Source organism: Rhodophyticola sp., from assembly GCF_965284195.1.
Taxonomy (GTDB): domain Bacteria; phylum Pseudomonadota; class Alphaproteobacteria; order Rhodobacterales; family Rhodobacteraceae; genus Rhodophyticola.
The window spans coordinates 1,206,276-1,224,962 of record NZ_CBDIRM010000001.1 but is presented as its reverse complement, the minus strand read 5'-3'; the positions used below and the strand labels follow the sequence as shown (position 1 = coordinate 1,224,962).

Here is an 18,687-nt window from a genome sequence, read left to right as displayed (position 1 = left end):
GATACGCGCTCAGACCGCCTCGCGCGGCATGGCGCGCATCACGATCGTTCCGATCAGGCACAACACGCCCATGGCTATGGCCAGCGGCACCGCCGTTCCGTCATAAAGCTGCCCGATCGCCGCGCCCAGTATCGCACCGCCCACCGTCGCCAATGCCCCCATCAAGGAGGCCGCCATCCCCGCGATATGGCCCAGGGGTTCCATCGCCAGCGCGTTGAGATTGCCGATGGTGAACCCCGCGGTTGCGAAGATCGTGGCGCTCCAGAGGAAGTAAAGCCAGAACTCCTGCGCGCCCAGAAGACCGAGCGCAAGGGACAGAGCGACCACCGCCGACAGTACCGTCTGCAGGCCGAGCGCACCACGGATCAGCGGGCGCATGCCCAGACGGATCACCAGCCGCCCGTTGATCGGGGCCGCCGGCGCCGACAAAAGCGCCATGACCGCGAACCAGTAGGGGAAACTGTCGCGCAGCCCGTAGGTGATGTCGAACACCTGCTGGATGGAGGAGATGGTGCCGAACAGCGCGCCGTAAATCAGCGTCTGCACAAGGATCGACAATTGCATCTGCCGCAGGCTGAGCGCCTCCCGGATCCCGGCCCACAAGGTCTTCAGCCGCAGCGGGCGCCGTATGGCGCGGGGCAGCGTTTCGGGCTGCCGGATCAGAAGCCAGCCCACCGAGATAGCCGAGAACAGCAGGAAGACCAGAAAGATCGACCGCCAGCCGAAGCCCGCGATGATCGCCGCGCCGATCATCGGTGCGACCGCCGGAAACAGCGTGAAGACCAGCATCGCGAAGCTGACGACCTGGGCCATTTGCCGGCCGGAATAGAGATCCCGCATGATCGCCATGGCGACCACGCGCGGGCCGGCCGCGCCAAGGCCCTGCAACACCCTGGCCGCCAGAACCATCTCAAGCGTCGGGGCGACATAGGCGAGAATCGCCCCTCCGATGTAAAGTGCCGCACCTGCGATGATCACGGGTTTGCGCCCGAACGCGTCGGATAAGGGTCCGGCGAAAAACGTGCCCAGCCCCATGCCGAGCACGAAGGAGGTCAGGATCAGCTGCGCCAGCGTGGGCCTGTCCGGGGTCAGTTCCTCGGCGATGTCGGGCAGCGCGGGCAGCATCGCATCGATGGAAAAGGCGATGGTGGCGAACATCATCCCCATCAGGGCAATGAACTCCGGCATCGACAGGCGGCGCACCGATGGAGGGGCCGTGACATCACTCATGCGAACACCCGGCAGGCCCTGCGGCCGGTCCCCGACGCGCCACCGCGCGGCGGCATGCCCCAAGCGAAGAAACCCGGCCGCCATGAGGACATGGCGCAGTCATTCCGCGGCTTTCAGCTGGTCCGAGATATCGTCAATCACAGTGGACCAGAGATCGGGAGATTGCGCGCCGGTCAGGACATGCTGGTTTGCGATGATGAATGTCGGCACACCGGTGACGCCCCTGGCGCGCGCATTGGCGTCGCGGGCGCGAATGTCCTCGATATCCGCGTCGCTGGCCAGAAGCCGCGTTACCATGGCGGCCTCCAGCCCCGCACCTTTGGCGATCTGCACCAGGCTTTCGGCATCGCCGATATCCTTCCCCTCGACGAAATAGGCGCGAAACAATGCCGCGACCATGGGCGTTTGCCGTCCCTCGAGCCCCGCCCAATGGATCAGGCGATGCGCGTTCAGCGTGTTGGGCGTGCGGGCGATCCGGTCGAAATTGATCTCCAGACCTGCGGCCTCCGCATGTGTCGCGATGCGGGAGTAGACCTCGATGGCGCCGTCCCTGCCGCCGAATTTAGCTTCGAGATAGTCGCGGCGATCCATGCCGCCTGCGGGCATCTCCGGGTTCAGCTGAAACGGATGCCATTCGACGGTGAAGGGATGCGCGGGCGCGGCTTCCAGCGCGCGGTCAAGCTGCGCCTTGCCGATGTAACACCAGGGGCAGATCGGGTCTGACAGGATGTCGAGCTTGATCATGTTACCTCCTTCAGGCAGGCGCGCAGGGCTGCGCGGTCAAGCTTTCCATTTGCGGTGCGGGGCAGGGCGGCAAGCCGGGCATAGAGACGAGGTTGCTTGTAGCGCGCCAACCCGGCCTCTGCCGCGTGGCGCAGGCTATCCTCTTCAATCGGGCCCGTATAGCCCATGGCGACGATAAAAACGCCCTCGCTCGCCTCGATGGCGACGGCGGCGCAATCGGTCAATCCGGGGAGGTCCGCGAAGGCCGCCTCGATCTCGTGGGGCGAGACGCGGAAGCCGCCCGCGTTGAGCATATCGTCACGGCGGCCGTGATAGATCAACGCGCCGTCCTCCGCTTCGGAAACCTGATCGCCGGTCAGAAACCAGTCGCCGGTCAGTGGCAGATGGGGTTTGCCGTCCTCCAGATACCCCAGCATCAGGCCCGGGTCGTCGCGGTGGATCGCCAGCGTGCCCGTGCCGCCCTTCGATACCGGATGCCCATCCTGGTCCAGCACCGCAACCCGGCGCCCCGCTTGCGGATAGCCAAGCGTGCCTTCCGGCGCGGGTCTGGCCGGGCTGCCGGAAATGAAGGTGGAGCATTCGGACATGCCAAGCGCCTCGTGAACCGGTGTGCCGGTGGCGCGCTGCCACGCCTTGCGCAAAGCCTCGGGCAGTTTCTCCCCCGCGCTCAGCCCGTGGCGCAGACGGGGCAGCGCAAGAATTTCGCTTTGCATGAGCATCTTTCTGTAAACACCCGGTGCGGCGGCAAAAATGGTCACGTCGTGCCGCTTGAGCAAGAGCGGTAGGGCGGACAGCTCCAACCCTTCGGCAGGGACCAGAGCGGTGGCCCCGGCGGCCCATGGATCAAGCAGACCGGTGCCAAGCGTGAAGGTCCAGTTGAATGCGCCTGCATGAAGCAGCCGGTCTTGCGCGGTCAGCCCGTACCATCCCTCCCACATCATCCGCCGCGCCCAGATGGCGCGGTGGGCATGGGCCACAGCGCGCGGCCTGCCGGAGGTGCCGGAAGTGAAGACGAGATACGCCAACCGGTCCGGATCCCCCATCAGATACCCGGCCGCCGGATGGGCCGCCAGCGCGCCCAGATCGCGTGCGACCGGGCAGGGCACGGGTTCGGGCAGGGCGATACCCGGTGCTGCGAGGATCAGCGCGGGACGGATGACATCGGCCAGACGCGTGATCTCGGGCGTCGTCAATTGCGCCGAGGTCGGGACCGGCACCAACCCGACAGCGATACAGGCAAGATAGGCGATGGGAAAATCGGGGGTGTTTCCCAGGCGCAGCAATACCCTGTCGCCGGGCGTCAGGCCCATGCCCAGAAGGCCGGTGGCCATGCCCCGCACGGCGGTTTCCAGTCGTGCATAGCTCCACCTGTCCGCCCCGGTTGGCGACAGAACCGCAAGGGCGATCTTGTCCGGTGTCTGCGCGGCCGGGGACAGGACATGGGCGGCCAGATTGAACGGGGCGTGGCAGGGCTCTTGCATGGCATTTGGGTATGCCGCTGCGCCACAAGGTGCAAGGCCGCCAGCCACGGAACCGCGATGCCGGAAGAGGTCGGTGGCGTTACCCGGACGTGGGCGCGAAGAGGCGGCGAGCCAGAAGCACCGCAGCCACGGCCCCGATAAGCTGCATCGCAATGAAGACCGGCATGTTTCCCGGGAGAATTCCGGCAAATGTGTCGCTGAGCGCGCGCGCGATGGTCACGGCCGGATTGGCGAAGCTGGTGGAGGAGGTGAACCAATAGGCGCCCGTGATGTAAAGCGCGACAAGCGTGGGGATCGCCGCCGCCGCATGGCGGAGACCGCCGAGGATCACGAAAAGCAGCCCGAATGTGGCAACCACCTCGGAAAACCATTGCGACGGGCCGCTGCGGATCGTGCCGGACAGTTGCAGGACAGGCAATTCGAACATCAGATGCGCGATCCAAACCCCCAGGATACCCGCGCCGATCTGAACAAGGATGTAGGCCAGCGCGTGAACCGCAGGGATCTCCCGCCGCAGAAGGAAGGCAAGGGTGACGGCCGGGTTGAAATGCGCGCCCGAAATCGGCCCCAGCAAGGTGATGATCACATAAAGAATGCAGCCCGTGGCAATGGCGTTGGCCATCAGCGCCACGCCGGTGTTGTCGGGCGAAAGGCTGGCCGCCATGATCCCCGAACCGACGACGCCGATCAGCAGAAATGCGGTACCGATCCCCTCGGCCAGGAGTTTATTCAGCATTGTATTCTGTCCCGATCCTGGTGAGGGTCATTTGCAGCACATCCCGATCATAGGTTTCAAAAGGCAGCCGGAACAAGGCATTGGCATGTGTCGCTAAAGCGATATATGCCGTCTGGAAGGCCTCGGTCACGTCGGGTTCCGCTGCCTGCGCCGGATCGTCCACGCCCCAATGCGCCCGGACCGGTGCGCCGGGCCAGACCGGGCAGGTCTCCCCCGCCGCCGAGCCGCAGACCGTGATGACCGCGTCCATTTTCGGGGCATCGGGTGCCGCGAATTCATCCCAGCTTTTGGACCGCGCGGTCGAGGTGTCGTAGCCCAGCTTCTGCAGCAGGGCGATCGATTGCGGATGCACGCGGCCCGTCGGATGCGAGCCCGCTGAATAGGCGCGGATGCGGCGCGCGCTGCGGTGGGTCAGAATGTGTTCGAGCAGGATCGACCGGGCGGAATTGCCGGTACAGAGAACAAGGAAATTAAGCATTGGGTCCTGTTTGAATCTAGGTGAGTTTGCCGATCCTGTCCGCTTCGGCCTGAAGCGACATGCGATCCAGCGTTTCGAACGGGAGGGCCGCAAAGGTCCGGATGCGGGCATCGAGCGTACGATAGGCGTCGGCAAAGGCCAGCGCGATTTCGGCATCGGTGCCCGTGGCCCTGGCCGGATCCGGCAGGCCCCAATGGGCGCTGATCGGCTGGCCGGGCCAGGCCGGGCACTCTTCGTTGGCGGCATGGTCGCAGACGGTGAAAACGAAGTCGAATTGCGGGGCGCCGGGCCCTTGCATCTCGCCAAGGTCCTTGGACCGGAGCGTCTCGGTGTCATGGCCGTTCCGCCGCAGCATGTCGAGAACCTGCGGATTGATCTGCCCGCTTGGTCTGGTGCCTGCCGAACAGGTTACGAACCGGTCACCGCCCGCCTCACGGAGCAGGGCCTCGGCCAGAATGGAGCGGGCGGAATTGCCGGTGCAGATGAAAAGCACGGTTTTCGGATGATGCGTTTTCGCGGCACCGGTCTGCGGCGCGCACAGGTTCGGGCGGCCCCGGCAGCAATCATCCAGCAGGTAAGCGGTGAAGTCGCGGGTGCGGTCGGCATCGAGACTGTAGAAGAGCGATGTTCCGCTGCGGCGGGAACGGACGATCCCGGCTTCGGCCAGACCGGACAGATGGGCCGAGAGCGTGCTGGGTTTCAGGCCACAGATTTCGGCGATTTCACCGGGCTGCAACGCATCGGGCGCACGTCTGGCCAGCAGGCGAAACACCGACAGGCGGCCCTCATGACCTAGTGTGGAGAGTATCTTGGTGGCTGTCCCGGAGTCCATAATTCACGTATTCATGAAATACGGAATTAACGCAAGCCTTATCCGAACATCTCCACCAGATCGACGGTGCTTTCCTGCCCGATCCTGTCGAAATGCGTCTCCAGAAAGCCCTCGCAGGCGGCCCGGCCCGCGGCGCGCAACTGATGCAGCACCTGCGGCGTGGCCACCAACTTGGTGGCGACGGAGAGCTGGGCCATCAGCGCGTCGTCGGCCACCATATGGACCAGGACATGTTTCATGGCGCCGGGGCTCAGATGACCGTTGGAGAGCAACCGCTGAACGAAGTGAATGGCCCTCAGTTCACGCAGAAGCGACGTGTTGAAGCTGATCTCGTTGATCCGGTTCTGGATCGCGCGGGCGGAGGTCGGTACGTCTTCCCGATGGAGCGGGTTGATGTTCACGACAAGAATGTCGCTTGGCAAACCATTGTGAAACAATGGGAAAAGGGCCGGGTTCCCGGTGTAGCCACCATCCCAGTATGCCTCAAGCCTGCCGGTTGCCGGATCGATGATCTCAACCGCCTGAAACATCGTCGGCAGGCAGGCGGAAGCCATGATCGCTTCGGGGGTGATGTCGTCTCCGTCGAAGATGCGGATCTTGCCGCTGCGCACATTGGTGGCGCAGATATGAAACTCGGGCCCGGCGGCGCAACAGATGTCCTCGTAATGAAGCTGCTCCACGATCCGCCGCAACGGGTTCTGGTAGAACGGCCCGTAGCTGTAGGGGCTGACCATGCGCGAAACGCTGTCCGAGATCGCGAAGGGCAGCGAGGTTTCGATCAGCGCCGAGATGGCAGAGGGCGATGTGGCATTGAGCCAGGGGGCGAACCGTTGATCGGTGATGGCGCCCACCTGTTCCCAGAGCCATTCCAGATTGTCCCGGGCAAGATCGCGGCTGTCCTGTGACAGGCCCGCCTTGATCGCCGCGCCGTTCAGCGCGCCCGCCGATGTGCCCGAGATGGCCGCGATCTCGATCTCGGGCGTGTCCAGAAGCGCGTCCAGAACGCCCCAGGTGAAGGCCCCATGCGCGCCGCCGCCCTGCAGGGCGAGATTGATCGGTTTTGCCTTAGGTGCCATGGGTTTCGCTCCAAAGCGCCAGCAGGTCGTCGACCGGAATGCCGTTGATCGTCATGCCACTCAAGATGGCGTCCTCGATCGACAGCCCGGTCAGGTTCGCATCCGCGATGACAGCGCCGCTCAGCGTAATGTCGGACAGGCGGGCACCGGCCATGTTGGCATCGCGCACGGAGATCCCGGCCATGTTGGCGTTGCTGATCTGCGCGCCCGACAAGTTCACATCATTGTAGCGCGCGCCACTGAGGTTGACGTTTTCATGGATCAGCCCGGTGGCATTCACGTCGTCCAGGGTCGCCCCCATCAGGTGGCTGTCGGAGAACCGGGCCTCCGAGAGATTGACGCGGGTGAAGGCGGAGCCGCAGAGATACATGTTGTCGATCTCCAGCTTGTCGCGGCCGGCTTCCAAGGGTTCGTCGGTCATCTGTGGGCTCCTTTGTTGCGCCAATTTCTGCGTCAAGCATGGCGAGTAGGGCCATGTGTCAGGCTTTACTTGCGCCAAGATTTGCGACAGGGCCGGGCCAGAGGTTTCTTCGAAACACGTCTTCTCCGGCTCGGTGTGCCCGTTGCGCTGTCACAACGCCGTCCATCCTCCATCGACGCTGATCGTGGTGCCGGTGATCTGGGCCGCGGCCTCCGAACACAGGAAGGCGGCGGTGCCACCCATCTGTTCGACGGTCGCGAATTCCTTGGAGGGCTGGCGCTTCAGCATCACGTTCTTGATCACCTCTTCGCGGCCCATGTCGTATTCCTTCATCGTGTCGGGGATCTGCGCCTCCACCAGCGGGGTCAGGACGTAGCCGGGGCAGATCGCGTTGGCGGTGATCGGCTCTTCGGCGGTTTCCAGCGCCACGGTCTTGGTCAGGCCGACGATCCCGTGCTTGGCAGCGATATAGGCGGATTTGTAGGGCGACGCCGTCAGGCCATGGGCCGAGGCGATGTTGATCACGCGGCCCCATCCGGCCTCCCGCATCATCGGCAGCGCGGCGGCAGTGGTGTGAAAGGCCGAACTGAGATTGATGGCGATGATCGCATCCCATTTCTCCGCCGGGAACTTGTCGATCGCGGCGACATACTGGATACCCGCATTGTTGATCAGGATATCGCAGGCGCCGGCCTCTTCGATCAGCTTGCGACATTGCGCGCCCTTCGACATATCGGCCTTGATGTAGCGGGCCTGAACCCCGGTCACATCCGCGATTTCCTGCGCAAGCGCATGATCGTCCTTGGTGTCGGTGAAGGAGTTCAGCACCACATCGGCTCCGGCCTTGGCCAGTTCGCGCGCGATGCCAAGCCCGATGCCTGAGTTCGAACCGGTGATGACCGCGGTTTTCCCGGAAAGATCGGTGGTGATGGCCATGGGCGAAAGCTCCGTCTGATTTGCGCTGCTGCCAGCATAATGCTGCATCTGCAAAATGAACAGCGCCGCTCACTCAGACTTGCGGGGGGCGCCACCCTCCGCAGCGGGGTTAACGGGGTCTCCCGCCCGGGCACAAAAAAACGCCGGCACGAAGCCGGCGTTAAGTTATTGAGGCAGGTTTCATACAGGCAAGAAACCTATCGAGCAGTGACATCTTTATAAGCAATGGCTTGCTCAGAGTCCAACCGAAAAGTTTGTAATGGTCCCATGGCGGGGATAGCGTTGCCCTACAGGCAAACAAAGCAATCAGAGGATTGTCCACAGATGCGCGCAGATTGTTTCACCAGATTTTTCGCCACTTTAGGGGCGATCGCGATTCTCGGCACTACAGCTTGGGCCGAGCCGCAGCATGGCATCGCTATGTATGGTGACCCGGCATTGCCACCAGATTTTGCGCATCTGCCTTATGCCAACCCCGATGCCCCGACCGGCGGGCGCGTGGTGACCGGCGAGGTCGGCAGCTTCGACAGTCTGAACCCGCACAGCCGGCTGGGCAGCGTCCCGTGGCAGTTGCGGTTTCTGGCCTACGAATCGCTGATGGGAAGATCCTATGGCGAACCCTTCACCCTTTACGGTCTGCTGGCCGAATCGGTCGAGGCCGATCCGGAGGGGCTGTGGGTCGAGTTCCATCTGCGGCCCGAGGCACGGTTTTCCGATGGCAGCCCGGTCACGGTGGAGGATGTGATCTGGTCTTACGAGACGCTCGGCAGCGAGGGTCATCCGCGCTATCGCAGTGCGTGGGAAAACGTCGCCGCCATCGAGCCCGTGGGCGAACGCGGCATCCGGATCACCTTTGTCGAGGCCAATCGGGAAATGGCCCTGCTGATGGGGATGCGTCCGATCCTGAAGGCCGCGCAATGGGATGGCGTGGATTTCGCCACCAGCGGGCTCGACATCGTCCCGATCACAAGCGCGCCCTATGTGATCACCGATTACGAAGCGGGCCGCTATGTCTCCCTCACGCGGGACCCGGACTACTGGGGCGCGGATCTGCCCTTCCGGCGCGGCACCAACGTGATCGACGAGGTGCGGCTGGAGTTCTTCGGCGACGCCACCGCGATGTTCGAGGCGTTCACCTCGGGCCTCATCAACACGATCAGGGAGACCAATGCCGCGAACTGGGAACAGAATTACGATTTCCCGCGCGTCCAGTCCGGCGAGGTCGTGAAATCGCTCATCCCGCATCAGCGCCCGACCGGCATGACCGGCTTTGTGATGAACGGCCGCACTCCGGCCTTCGAGGACTGGCGGGTGCGCGAGGCGATGATCCAGGCATTCAATTTCGAGTTCATCAACCAGACGATCAACGGCGGCTCCGAACCGCGCATCACGTCCTATTTCGCGAACTCGGTTCTCGGCATGGAGTCCGGACCGGCGCAAGGCCGCGTGGCCGAGTTTCTGGAGCCTTTCGCGGATACGCTGCTGCCCGGTGCGCTGGAAGGTTATGAAATGCCTGTCTCGGACGGGTCGGAGGCCAATCGCGCCGGAACCCGCGCCGCGCTTTCCCTGATGGAGGAGGCTGGCTATTCCATCGAAAACGGCGTCATGGTCGGCCCCGACGGGGAGCCCTTCAGCTTCGAGATCCTGCTGCAACAGGGGTCTTCGGAAAACCAGTCGATTATCAATATCTACGTGGAGGCGCTCTCCCGGCTCGGGATCAGCCCCCGCATTTCCACCGTCGACAGCGCGCAGTACCGTGAACGCACCGATGCGTTCGATTTCGACATGACCTATTATCGACGGGGCCTGTCCTTGAGCCCCGGCAACGAACAACGACTCTATTGGGGCTGCGAGATGGCCGAAACCCAGGGCTCCCGCAATCTGATGGGCGTGTGCAACCCGGCAATCGAGGCGATGATCGACCGCATGCTGACATCGGACAACCTGGAGGATTATCAGGCCGCTGTCCGCGCACTGGACCGGGTTCTGACCTCCGGGCGTCATGTGATCCCGATCTGGCATTCCCCCGTCTCGCGGATCGCCCATGTGCGGGAGTTGCGCTATCCCGAGACGCTGCCGATCTACGGCGATTTTCTGAACTTCCATCCCGATGTGTGGTGGTACGAGGAGGCGGAGTAGCGCGCGCCCCGTCGTCGCGGGGCGGAGATTACTCCGCCGCGTCGGGCGTTTTTTCCGGGCCGGCCGTCTTGGCGGGACCGATTTCCGGCGGGGCCGATGGGTCCTGCCCGTTGGGGTAGACCAGACCGGCGGAGATCACCAGTTTTGCCGCGTCCTCGACGCTCATGCTCAGAATCTGCACATCCGCGCGCGGCACGAACAACAGAAAGCCCGAGGTGGGGTTCGGCGTGGTCGGCAGGAAGACCGACACCATGTCGTTTTCATTGGTTGCCGCGATCTCACCCTTGGCATTGGTCGAGATGAAGGCAATCGCCCAGATGCCCTTGCGCGGATACTCCACAAGGCAGGCCTTGTCGAAATTGGCCTCTCCCTGCGCCAGAACCGTTTCGACGATCTGCTTCAGGCCGGAATAGATGCTGCGCACGCCCGGAATGCTGAGCACGACCGACTCGGCCCATTTGATCATCGAACGCCCGATCAGCCCCTTGGCGATCCAGCCCACGATGACGGTGAAAACCAGAAATGTCGCCACGCCCAGACCGCGCACATCGACCTCAAGCCCGGTATACTCACGGATCAACAGAACCGGGTTGTAGGCTGTCGGGATGAACGGCAGAACCCACCCGTCGACCCAGCCCACCACAGACCAGATCAGCCATGCGGTCAGCCCGATCGGCGCGATCACCACCAGGCCGGTCAGGAAGTTCCCGCGGAGCGAAGCAAAAAAACCGCGCCGGGGCGGTGGAGAGGATTCGGGCAATTGCATCCGTCAGCCGTAATAAGGGCGCATAGACATATCATTTAAGCGGCTTGTCGCAGCCACACAAGCAGCGGATGATCTAGCGCGCCGCCAATTCCGCCGCGATACCGGCCGCAAGCCGCGCATTGTTCATCACCAGCGCGATATTGGCGCGCAACGAGAGGCCATCGGTCAGCTCGAACAGGCGTTGCAAGAGGAACGGGGTCACCGCCTTGCCGGTCACCCCTTGGGCGGCGGCTTCGGCCTGGCTTTGGGCGATGAGCGGCGCCAGCATCTCGCGCGGCAGCTCGTCGCCCTTGGGGATCGGGTTGGCCACAAGCTGGCCGCCGGGCAGGCCAAGGGCCGCCCGCATCCGGTGGGACACCGCGATCTCGGCGGCGCTCTCCATTCTGAGCGGCGCGGTCAGCCCGCTGTCGCGGGACCAGAAGGCGGGGAACGCATCCTGCCCGAAGGCGATCACGGGCACGCCCAGGGTTTCCAGCACCTCCAGCGTCTTCGGCAGATCGAGGATCGCCTTGGCGCCCGCCGCCACCACGGTCACCGGCGTTTCGGACAGCTCCCGCAGATCCGCGGAGATGTCGAAACTCCGCTCCGCACCCTGATGCACTCCGCCGATACCGCCGGTTGCAAAAACCTCGATGCCGGCGCGCGCGGCACAGATCATCGTCGCCGCGACAGTGGTGGCCCCGACCGCGCCCGAGGCAAGCGCCACCGCCAGATCCGCACGGCTCAGCTTCATCGCGTCGGGGGTTTGCGCCAGGGCATCAAGCTCCGCGGGGTCCAGACCGATCCGTATCTTGCCGTTCATGACCGCGATGGTCGCCGGCACGGCGCCCGCGGCCCTGACCTCCGCCTCCACCGCCGTCGCGGTCTGCAGGTTCTGCGGATAGGGCATGCCGTGGGTGATGATCGTGCTTTCCAGGGCCACAACAGGTGCGCCTGCATCGAAAGCGGCCTGAACGTCGCGCGACAAGACAATGATATCGTTCATGATGTTCTATCCAGCCACATAATCCGCGGCGGCCTTGACGGCCTGTTTCAGGGCATCTCCCGGCGCCACGCCGCGGGCTTCGGCGGCGATATGGGCCGCCATGAAGGTATCGCCCGCGCCAGTGACCCGCCTTGCATCGACGCGCGGCGGGTCGCAGACCAACACCTCCGTATCGATGCCGAAGGCCGCGCTGCCCGGGCCGTTCGTCACCAGCACCCGCCGCGTGCCCGCGGCCAGCATCGCGCTGACGGCCTCCCGGGCGGTGTCCGGCGCCGTACCGGTCAGCAATCCGGCCTCTTCGCAATTCACGTAAAGCGTGGCGCGCGGATGGCCCATCAGGGGTTTGAGGCGTTCGGCCTTGCCGGGGGAGGCAGGCGCGATCCGCAAATCGCCCGCGGCAAAGGCGGGGCTTTCCGCGATCTCCGACAAAAGCGCCTCCGTCAGGTTGCCGTCGATCGCGATCAGCCCGGACCATGGCGCGCGGTGATCGCCAAGCCGCCCGTCGCTGAGCGGCGCCAGGATCCGGGCACCCGCCGCCTCCAGGGAATGGGCATCCGCAATCGCCGCGATCAGATCGCCCCGCGCCTCGATCGCCATATACTGATCGGTGGGCAGATCCGGGTCGATCAGCACATGCTCGGTCAAAAGACCCATCTGGCCGCATTCGGCCAGCAGCGCATGGCCTTCCGCATCGCGGCCGACAACCGAGATCAAGGCGGGCGTCAGGTCGAACCGTCGCAACGTCATCGCGATGTTCAGCGCCACGCCGCCCGGGATCCGGCTGATCCGGCCCGGTTTGTCATTGCCTGCGACCATCGCCAGATCCGACCGGCCGATCACGTCCCACAGAACCGAACCAATGCACAGGATATCAGGCCGAACACTCATCCAGCTTTCCTATCCGCCCGCGTTCTGCACGTCCATGCCCCGATGCATCCTTGCGTGTCGAGTTTGCCTGCGCGCTGCACCCTCTTGCCCGCCGTACACGTCCCGCCCAAGCATGGGGCTTGCGCCCGGCCCCGAAACGGCCTAAATGGCGCGCACTTCACAGGCGAAGGCGGGCCTTCGGGGGAGACATCCCCGTTTGGTCCACCGGTTGGACACCCGTCCTATTCCTTCGCCGAGGCGCAAACCGGAAAAGGAACATTGGACATGGCGCTCCCTGATTTCTCCATGCGTCAGCTCTTGGAAGCTGGCGTTCACTTCGGCCACCAGACGCAACGCTGGAACCCCCGCATGGGCGAGTTCATCTATGGCGAGCGCAATGGCATCCACATTCTCGACCTGACCCAGACCGTGCCGATGCTGGACGCGGCCCTGAACGCGGTGCGGGACACCGTCGCCAAAGGTGGCCGCATTCTCTTCGTGGGCACCAAGCGTCAGGCGCAGAAGCCCGTTGCGGAGGCCGCGGAGCGGTGCGCGCAGTTCTACATGAACCACCGCTGGCTGGGCGGAACGCTCACCAACTGGAAAACCGTTTCCAACTCGATCAACCGGCTGAAGCAGATCGACGAGGCCATGGAGCAGGGCACCGAGGGCCTGACCAAGAAGGAACGTCTTGGCATGGAACGCGACCAGACCAAGCTGCAAGCCTCCCTTGGCGGCATCCGCGAGATGGGCGGTCTGCCCGACCTGATTTTCGTGATCGACGTCAACAAGGAAGATCTGGCCATCCTCGAAGCCAAGAAACTGGGTATCCCGGTCGTGGCGGTGGTCGATACCAACTGTTCCCCCGACGGTGTCGATTACATTATCCCCGGCAATGACGACGCCGCGCGCGCCATCGCGCTTTACTGCGATCTGATCAGCCGGGCCGCACTTGACGGGATGACCGCGCAGATGGAAGGCGCGGGCGTGGATCTGGGCGCGCTGGAAGAGGGCAGCGTCGAAGACGCGCTGACCGAAACGCCGGCCGAAGCGGTGCCTGCCGTCGAAGAGGCCCCCGCCGAGGAGGCCCCGGCTGTCGCAGCCGAGCCCGCCGCCGAGGAAGAGGCAAAGGCCTGAGGGCCGTCACGCCACTGACATCTGGGCGGGTACGCCCGGCCCATCCGCCGCATACGACAAGATCAGGAGATCACTCCCATGGCGATTACCGCTGCAATGGTGAAAGAGCTGCGCGACAGCACGGGCGCAGGCATGATGGACGCCAAGAAGGCGTTGACCGAAACCGATGGCGACATGGAGGCGGCCGTCGACTGGCTGCGCACCAAGGGTCTGGCCAAGGCGGCCAAGAAATCCGGCCGTACCGCAGCCGAAGGTCTGGTGGCCGTTGCGGTTGACGGGGGTACCGGCGTGGCCGTCGAGGTCAACTCCGAGACCGATTTCGTGGCCAAGAACGCCGAGTTTCAGGACATGGTCGCCCGCATCGCGGCCGTGGCCACCGGCGCCGCCGATCTGGACGCGTTGAAAGCCGCCGATCTGGGCGGCAAGACCGTCGAGGAGACCGTCACCGCCAAGATTGCCACCATCGGTGAAAACATGGCGCTGCGGCGGATGGAGAAACTGTCCGGCGACAAGGTCGTATCCTATGTTCATAACGCTGCTGCCGAGGGCATGGGCAAGATCGGCGTGCTGGTCGCGATGACCGGCAGCGATGAAGGCTTTGCCCGTCAGGTTGCCATGCATGTGGCCGCCGTGAACCCCGCCTCCCTCTCCGAAGCCGATCTGGACCCGGCGTTCGTCGAGAAAGAGAAGCAGGTTCAGATGGATATCGCCCGGGAAAGCGGCAAGCCCGAAGCGGTGATCGAAAAGATGATCGTGGGCCGGATGAAGAAATTCCTGTCCGAGGTCACGCTCCTCAATCAGGCATTCGTGGTGAACCCGGACCTGACGGTCGGCGCCGCCGCCAAGGAGGCGGGCGTCGAGATCACCGGCTTTGTCCGGCTTGAGGTCGGTGAAGGCATCGAGAAGGTCGAGGAGGATTTCGCCGCCGAGGTCGCCAAGACCGCAGCCGGGGGCTGAAACCCGCAACCGACAGCGGTTGGCAAAAAGAAACGGCGCTGCCAGGGACAGGGCAGCGCCGTTCTTGTCTCCCGGCACCGCACCATTGGGGATGACACGCGGCCGCCGGAGGAGAACCCGTGCCATCGAGCGAGAATACGCCCGACGACACGTTCTTGCCGGTCTCCCGGCTGGACGTAGGGTTTGAAAGAACCCCCGTTTCCAGTGTTCCTGGCCAATAAAAACCATCACTCACGGAACACGTTTACCTTGCGTCATTCCAGCGAAGGCCGAAAGTAAGGGATTCCTTACTTTTTGGTAAAAAAACGTCCGGCTTGAGCCTGCGCGCCAGACCCTGTATCGCCGGAACCACAGCCAAAGGACCGTTTCCGATGAAGTTTCTCGATCTTGCAAAGGTCTATATCCGCTCCGGCGGCGGCGGCGGCGGCGCGGTGTCGTTCCGGCGGGAGAAATACATCGAATATGGCGGGCCCGATGGCGGCGACGGCGGGCGCGGCGGCGATGTCTGGGCCGAGGCGGTGGACGGTCTGAACACGCTGATCGACTTTCGCTATCAACAGCATTTCTTTGCCAAATCCGGCCAGCCGGGCATGGGCAAGCAACGCACCGGCAAGGATGGGGCGGATATCGTGTTGCGGGTGCCCGTCGGTACGGAAATCCTTGAAGAGGATGAGGAAACTGTCATCGCGGACATGACCGAAGTCGGCCAGCGGGTGCTGCTGGCGCGGGGCGGCAATGGCGGTTTCGGCAACCTGCATTTCAAATCCTCCACCAATCAGGCGCCCCGGCGCGCCAATCCGGGGCAGGAGGGGGTTGAACGGACGATCTGGCTGCGGCTGAAGCTGATCGCGGATGTGGGTCTTCTGGGCCTGCCCAATGCGGGCAAATCCACCTTTCTGGCGGCGACGTCGAATGCCCGCCCCAAGATCGCCGATTATCCCTTCACCACGCTGCACCCCAATCTTGGGGTCGTCGGCGTGGACAATGCCGAATTCGTCGTGGCCGATATCCCCGGCCTGATCGAGGGCGCGCATGAGGGCAGGGGCCTCGGCGACCAGTTTCTGGGCCATGTGGAACGTTGTTCGGTGCTGCTGCATCTGGTTGACGGCACCGCCGAAGACGTGGTCGCCGACTGGCAGACGATCATCACCGAACTGACCGAATATGGCGGCGCGTTGAACGAGAAACCGCGCGTCACCGTCCTGAACAAGATCGATGCGCTCAGCGATGAGGAAAGGGCCGAGAAACGGGCCGCGCTGGACGCGGTGACCGGCGAGCCGGTGCTGGAGATGTCGGGGGTAGCGCGCACGGGGCTCGTTGAGGTGCTGCGCGCCCTGCGGGCCCGGATCGACGCGGACCGGCTGCGCCTCAGGGCCGATACCGAGGAGCCGGGACCGTGGCGCCCCTGACCCCCAGCCTGAACGAGGCCCGCCGGCTGGTCGTGAAGATCGGTTCCGCGCTTCTGGTGGATCGGGCGAGCGGGCTGCTTCGCGCCGACTGGCTGCAGGGTCTGGCCGAAGACGTGGCCGAGTTGCGCGGGCGCGGGATCGACCTGATCCTTGTCTCCTCGGGCTCCATCGCGCTTGGGCGCAACGTTCTGAACCTCGGGCAGGGGGATCTGTCGCTGGAACAGGCGCAGGCCGCCGCGGCGGTGGGCCAGATCCGGTTGGCGCGCGCCTATGAAGAAATGCTGGCGCCCCATGGCATCACCACCGCCCAGATCCTGCTCACGCTTGATGACAGCGCCGACCGCCGGCGCTATCTGAACATGCGCTCCACCGTGGCCACGCTGCTTGGCCTGGGGGTGGTTCCGATCGTGAACGAGAACGACACCATCGCGACCGATGAAATCCGCTATGGCGACAATGACCGGCTGGCGGCGAATGTGGCCGTGATGGCGGGCGCCGACCAGCTTGTTCTGCTGAGCGATGTGGACGGGTTCTACACCGCCAACCCGGCCCAGGACCCATCGGCCCGCCGCTACCCCGTGATCGCGTCCATCACGCCGGAAATCGAGGCGATGGCGGGGGATGCGGGGTCGGGGCTGTCGAAGGGGGGCATGAAGACGAAGCTCATGGCTGCCAAGACCGCGACCGCCGCGGGCTGCGCCATGGCGATCACCGAAGGCTCGTCGCGGCGGCCGCTGCGCGCCCTGCATGACGGCGCGAATGCCACGTGGTTCACCGCCACGCTCGACCCGCAGGCGGCGCGCAAACGCTGGATTTCCGCGATGAAACCCAAGGGGGTGCTGGTGCTCGACGCAGGCGCGGTGGCGGCCTTGGGGCGGGGCAAGTCGCTGCTGCCCGCGGGCGTGATCCGGGTGACCGGTGGCTTCAACCGGGGCGATCCCGTCGAACTTCACGCGCCCGACGGGGTGCGCCTGGGTCTTGGCCTTGCGCGCTACACCGCCGACGAGGCGCGGGCGATCGCGGGCCATCAAAGCCGCGAGATCGAGGAAATTCTGGGCTATCCGGGCCGCGCCGCGCTGATCCATCGCGACGATATGGTCCTGTGAGCCATCCGGCTTTCCTCCCGGCTCAAATCCGCATATCCTGTGACCTCCGCGCCCTCGCGACAAGGTTTCCCGCATGAAAGACCTGACCGACAACATTCCCGCCCTGATGGCCGATATCGGTCAGCGCGCCAAGGCCGCCGCCCTGGAACTGGCCTTTGCCACCCCAGACGCAAAGCGGGCGGCGCTGGAGGCTGCGGCCGATGCAATCCGGGCGCGTCGCGACGAGATAGTCGCCGCCAATGCGCGGGATATGGAACATGCGCGCGACAAGGGGCTGAGTGCGGCACTTCTCGACCGGCTGATGCTGGATGTAGCCCGTGTGCAAGGCATCGTCGACGGGGTGCGCGCGGTCGCCGCGCAGACCGACCCCGTGGGTCAGATCATCACCGAATGGGACATGGAGAGCGGGCTGCATATCAGCCGCGTGCGCACGCCCATTGGCGTGATCGGCGTGATCTACGAATCCCGCCCGAATGTCACGGCGGATGCAGGCGCGCTTTGCCTGAAATCGGGCAATGCTGTGATCCTGCGGGGCGGGTCGGAAAGCTTTCATTCCTCGGCGGTGCTGGTGGAATGCCTGAAGGACGGGCTGCGCGCGGCGGGCCTGCCCGAAGACGCCGTGCAGCGTGTGCCCACCCGCGACCGGGCGGCGGTGCAGGAACTGCTGAGGATGACCGAGACGGTCGATGTGATCGTGCCGCGTGGCGGCAGGACGCTGGTGGACCTCGTCCAGCGGGAAGCGCGCGTGCCGGTTTTCGCCCATCTCGAAGGTATCTGCCATATCTATATCGATGCGGCGGCGGACCCCGAAAAGGCGCTGAAGATCACGCTCAATGCGAAAACCCGGCGCACCGGTATCTGCGGCGCGGCGGAATGCCTGCTGATCCATCGCGATGTGGCCGATACGATCGGGCAGGGCGTGATCAGGGCGCTCCTGAACGCGAAGGTGGAGGTTCGCGCCGATGAGGCCCTGAGCGGGATCGAGGGCACTGTGCTCGCCGGCCCCGATGACTGGGGGCGCGAGTTTCTGGACATGATCATCGCCGCCCGGGTGGTCGACGATATCGACGGGGCCATTGCCCATATCCGCACCTTCGGCTCGAACCATACCGATGCGATCGTCACCGAGGACGATGCCGCCGCCCTGCGGTTTTTCACCCGGCTGGACAGCGCGATCCTGATGCACAACGCCTCGACCCAGTTTGCCGATGGCGGCGAGTTCGGCATGGGCGCCGAAATCGGGATTGCCACGGGCAAGCTGCATGCCCGCGGGCCGGTCGGGGCGGAACAGCTGACCTCCTTCAAGTATCTGGTGAGGGGCGATGGCACCGTGCGGCCCTGATCGCGCAGGGCCCACCGCCTGACAGATACCGGCGCAGCCCCCCGG

18 protein-coding genes are annotated in these 18,687 nt (G+C 64.6%); 6 read left to right on the top strand and 12 right to left on the bottom strand.

What is annotated here, in order from left to right; translation table 11 throughout:
• Nucleotides 1-9: 9 nt before the first annotated feature.
• The 9 genes from ACQ651_RS06150 to ACQ651_RS06110 form a co-directional block, all read right to left on the bottom strand.
• Nucleotides 10-1,230: a multidrug effflux MFS transporter gene (locus ACQ651_RS06150; RefSeq protein ID WP_227285939.1), complete on the bottom strand. Its 1,221-nt coding sequence runs from the start codon at nucleotides 1,228-1,230 to the stop codon at nucleotides 10-12.
• A gap of 99 nt (nucleotides 1,231-1,329) precedes the next feature.
• A complete protein-coding gene (locus tag ACQ651_RS06145; RefSeq protein WP_227285938.1) occupies nucleotides 1,330-1,974 on the bottom strand; it encodes a DsbA family oxidoreductase in 645 nt (214 codons plus the stop codon).
• Nucleotides 1,971-3,455, bottom strand: a complete 1,485-nt coding sequence (locus tag ACQ651_RS06140; RefSeq protein WP_430448758.1) for a class I adenylate-forming enzyme family protein — start codon at nucleotides 3,453-3,455, stop codon at nucleotides 1,971-1,973. The genes ACQ651_RS06145 and ACQ651_RS06140 overlap by 4 nt, the downstream gene beginning before the upstream one ends.
• Before the next feature lie 79 nt (nucleotides 3,456-3,534).
• Nucleotides 3,535-4,191, bottom strand: coding sequence for an aquaporin (locus tag ACQ651_RS06135; protein WP_430448757.1), 657 nt, complete (start codon nucleotides 4,189-4,191; stop codon nucleotides 3,535-3,537).
• Nucleotides 4,181-4,669, bottom strand: coding sequence for an arsenate reductase ArsC (locus ACQ651_RS06130; RefSeq protein ID WP_227285935.1), 489 nt, complete (start codon nucleotides 4,667-4,669; stop codon nucleotides 4,181-4,183). Before ACQ651_RS06130 ends, ACQ651_RS06135 begins: the two co-directional genes overlap by 11 nt.
• Before the next feature lie 16 nt (nucleotides 4,670-4,685).
• Nucleotides 4,686-5,501: a metalloregulator ArsR/SmtB family transcription factor gene (locus ACQ651_RS06125; protein ID WP_430448756.1), complete on the bottom strand. Its 816-nt coding sequence runs from the start codon at nucleotides 5,499-5,501 to the stop codon at nucleotides 4,686-4,688.
• A gap of 38 nt (nucleotides 5,502-5,539) precedes the next feature.
• On the bottom strand, nucleotides 5,540-6,577 hold the full coding sequence (locus tag ACQ651_RS06120; protein WP_430448755.1) for a patatin-like phospholipase family protein: 1,038 nt from the start codon (nucleotides 6,575-6,577) through the stop codon (nucleotides 5,540-5,542).
• The gene (locus ACQ651_RS06115) at nucleotides 6,567-6,998 is read right to left on the bottom strand and encodes a pentapeptide repeat-containing protein (RefSeq protein WP_227285932.1); all 432 of its coding nucleotides are present in this window, start codon (nucleotides 6,996-6,998) and stop codon (nucleotides 6,567-6,569) included. Before ACQ651_RS06115 ends, ACQ651_RS06120 begins: the two co-directional genes overlap by 11 nt.
• Nucleotides 6,999-7,148: 150 nt before the next feature.
• Nucleotides 7,149-7,934: a 3-hydroxybutyrate dehydrogenase gene (locus tag ACQ651_RS06110; protein ID WP_227285931.1), complete on the bottom strand. Its 786-nt coding sequence runs from the start codon at nucleotides 7,932-7,934 to the stop codon at nucleotides 7,149-7,151.
• A 324-nt stretch (nucleotides 7,935-8,258) separates the two neighbouring features.
• Here ACQ651_RS06110 and ACQ651_RS06105 point away from each other — a divergent pair, with 324 nt between their 5' ends.
• Nucleotides 8,259-10,073 carry an extracellular solute-binding protein gene (locus tag ACQ651_RS06105; RefSeq protein WP_375552344.1) on the top strand — a complete coding sequence of 605 codons (1,815 nt, stop codon included), beginning with the start codon at nucleotides 8,259-8,261 and terminating at the stop codon, nucleotides 10,071-10,073.
• A gap of 28 nt (nucleotides 10,074-10,101) precedes the next feature.
• Here ACQ651_RS06105 and ACQ651_RS06100 read toward each other — a convergent pair whose 3' ends face one another.
• The 3 genes from ACQ651_RS06100 to ACQ651_RS06090 form a co-directional block, all read right to left on the bottom strand.
• Complete coding sequence (locus ACQ651_RS06100) at nucleotides 10,102-10,839, bottom strand: DUF502 domain-containing protein (protein WP_227285929.1); 738 nt, start codon at nucleotides 10,837-10,839, stop codon at nucleotides 10,102-10,104.
• Nucleotides 10,840-10,912: 73 nt separating this feature from the next.
• Nucleotides 10,913-11,824 (bottom strand): pseudouridine-5'-phosphate glycosidase, encoded by a 912-nt coding sequence (locus tag ACQ651_RS06095; protein WP_227285928.1) that lies wholly within the window; start codon nucleotides 11,822-11,824, stop codon nucleotides 10,913-10,915.
• A gap of 6 nt (nucleotides 11,825-11,830) precedes the next feature.
• Nucleotides 11,831-12,712, bottom strand: coding sequence for a PfkB family carbohydrate kinase (locus ACQ651_RS06090; protein WP_430448754.1), 882 nt, complete (start codon nucleotides 12,710-12,712; stop codon nucleotides 11,831-11,833).
• 264 nt (nucleotides 12,713-12,976) lie between these two features.
• Between ACQ651_RS06090 and rpsB the strand changes: the two genes are divergently transcribed.
• From rpsB to ACQ651_RS06065, 5 genes are all read left to right on the top strand, one after another.
• The gene (gene rpsB, locus ACQ651_RS06085) at nucleotides 12,977-13,828 is read left to right on the top strand and encodes a 30S ribosomal protein S2 (protein WP_430448753.1); all 852 of its coding nucleotides are present in this window, start codon (nucleotides 12,977-12,979) and stop codon (nucleotides 13,826-13,828) included.
• Between the two features lie 78 nt (nucleotides 13,829-13,906).
• Nucleotides 13,907-14,785 carry a translation elongation factor Ts gene (gene tsf / locus ACQ651_RS06080; protein ID WP_227285925.1) on the top strand — a complete coding sequence of 293 codons (879 nt, stop codon included), beginning with the start codon at nucleotides 13,907-13,909 and terminating at the stop codon, nucleotides 14,783-14,785.
• Between the two features lie 371 nt (nucleotides 14,786-15,156).
• Entirely contained in the window at nucleotides 15,157-16,194 is a 1,038-nt protein-coding gene (obgE, locus tag ACQ651_RS06075) for a GTPase ObgE (protein ID WP_227285924.1), read from the top strand.
• Complete coding sequence (proB, locus tag ACQ651_RS06070; protein WP_430448752.1) at nucleotides 16,182-17,300, top strand: glutamate 5-kinase; 1,119 nt, start codon at nucleotides 16,182-16,184, stop codon at nucleotides 17,298-17,300. Before obgE ends, proB begins: the two co-directional genes overlap by 13 nt.
• Nucleotides 17,301-17,373: 73 nt before the next feature.
• Nucleotides 17,374-18,642, top strand: a complete 1,269-nt coding sequence (locus ACQ651_RS06065; RefSeq protein ID WP_430448751.1) for a glutamate-5-semialdehyde dehydrogenase — start codon at nucleotides 17,374-17,376, stop codon at nucleotides 18,640-18,642.
• Nucleotides 18,643-18,687: the final 45 nt, after the last annotated feature.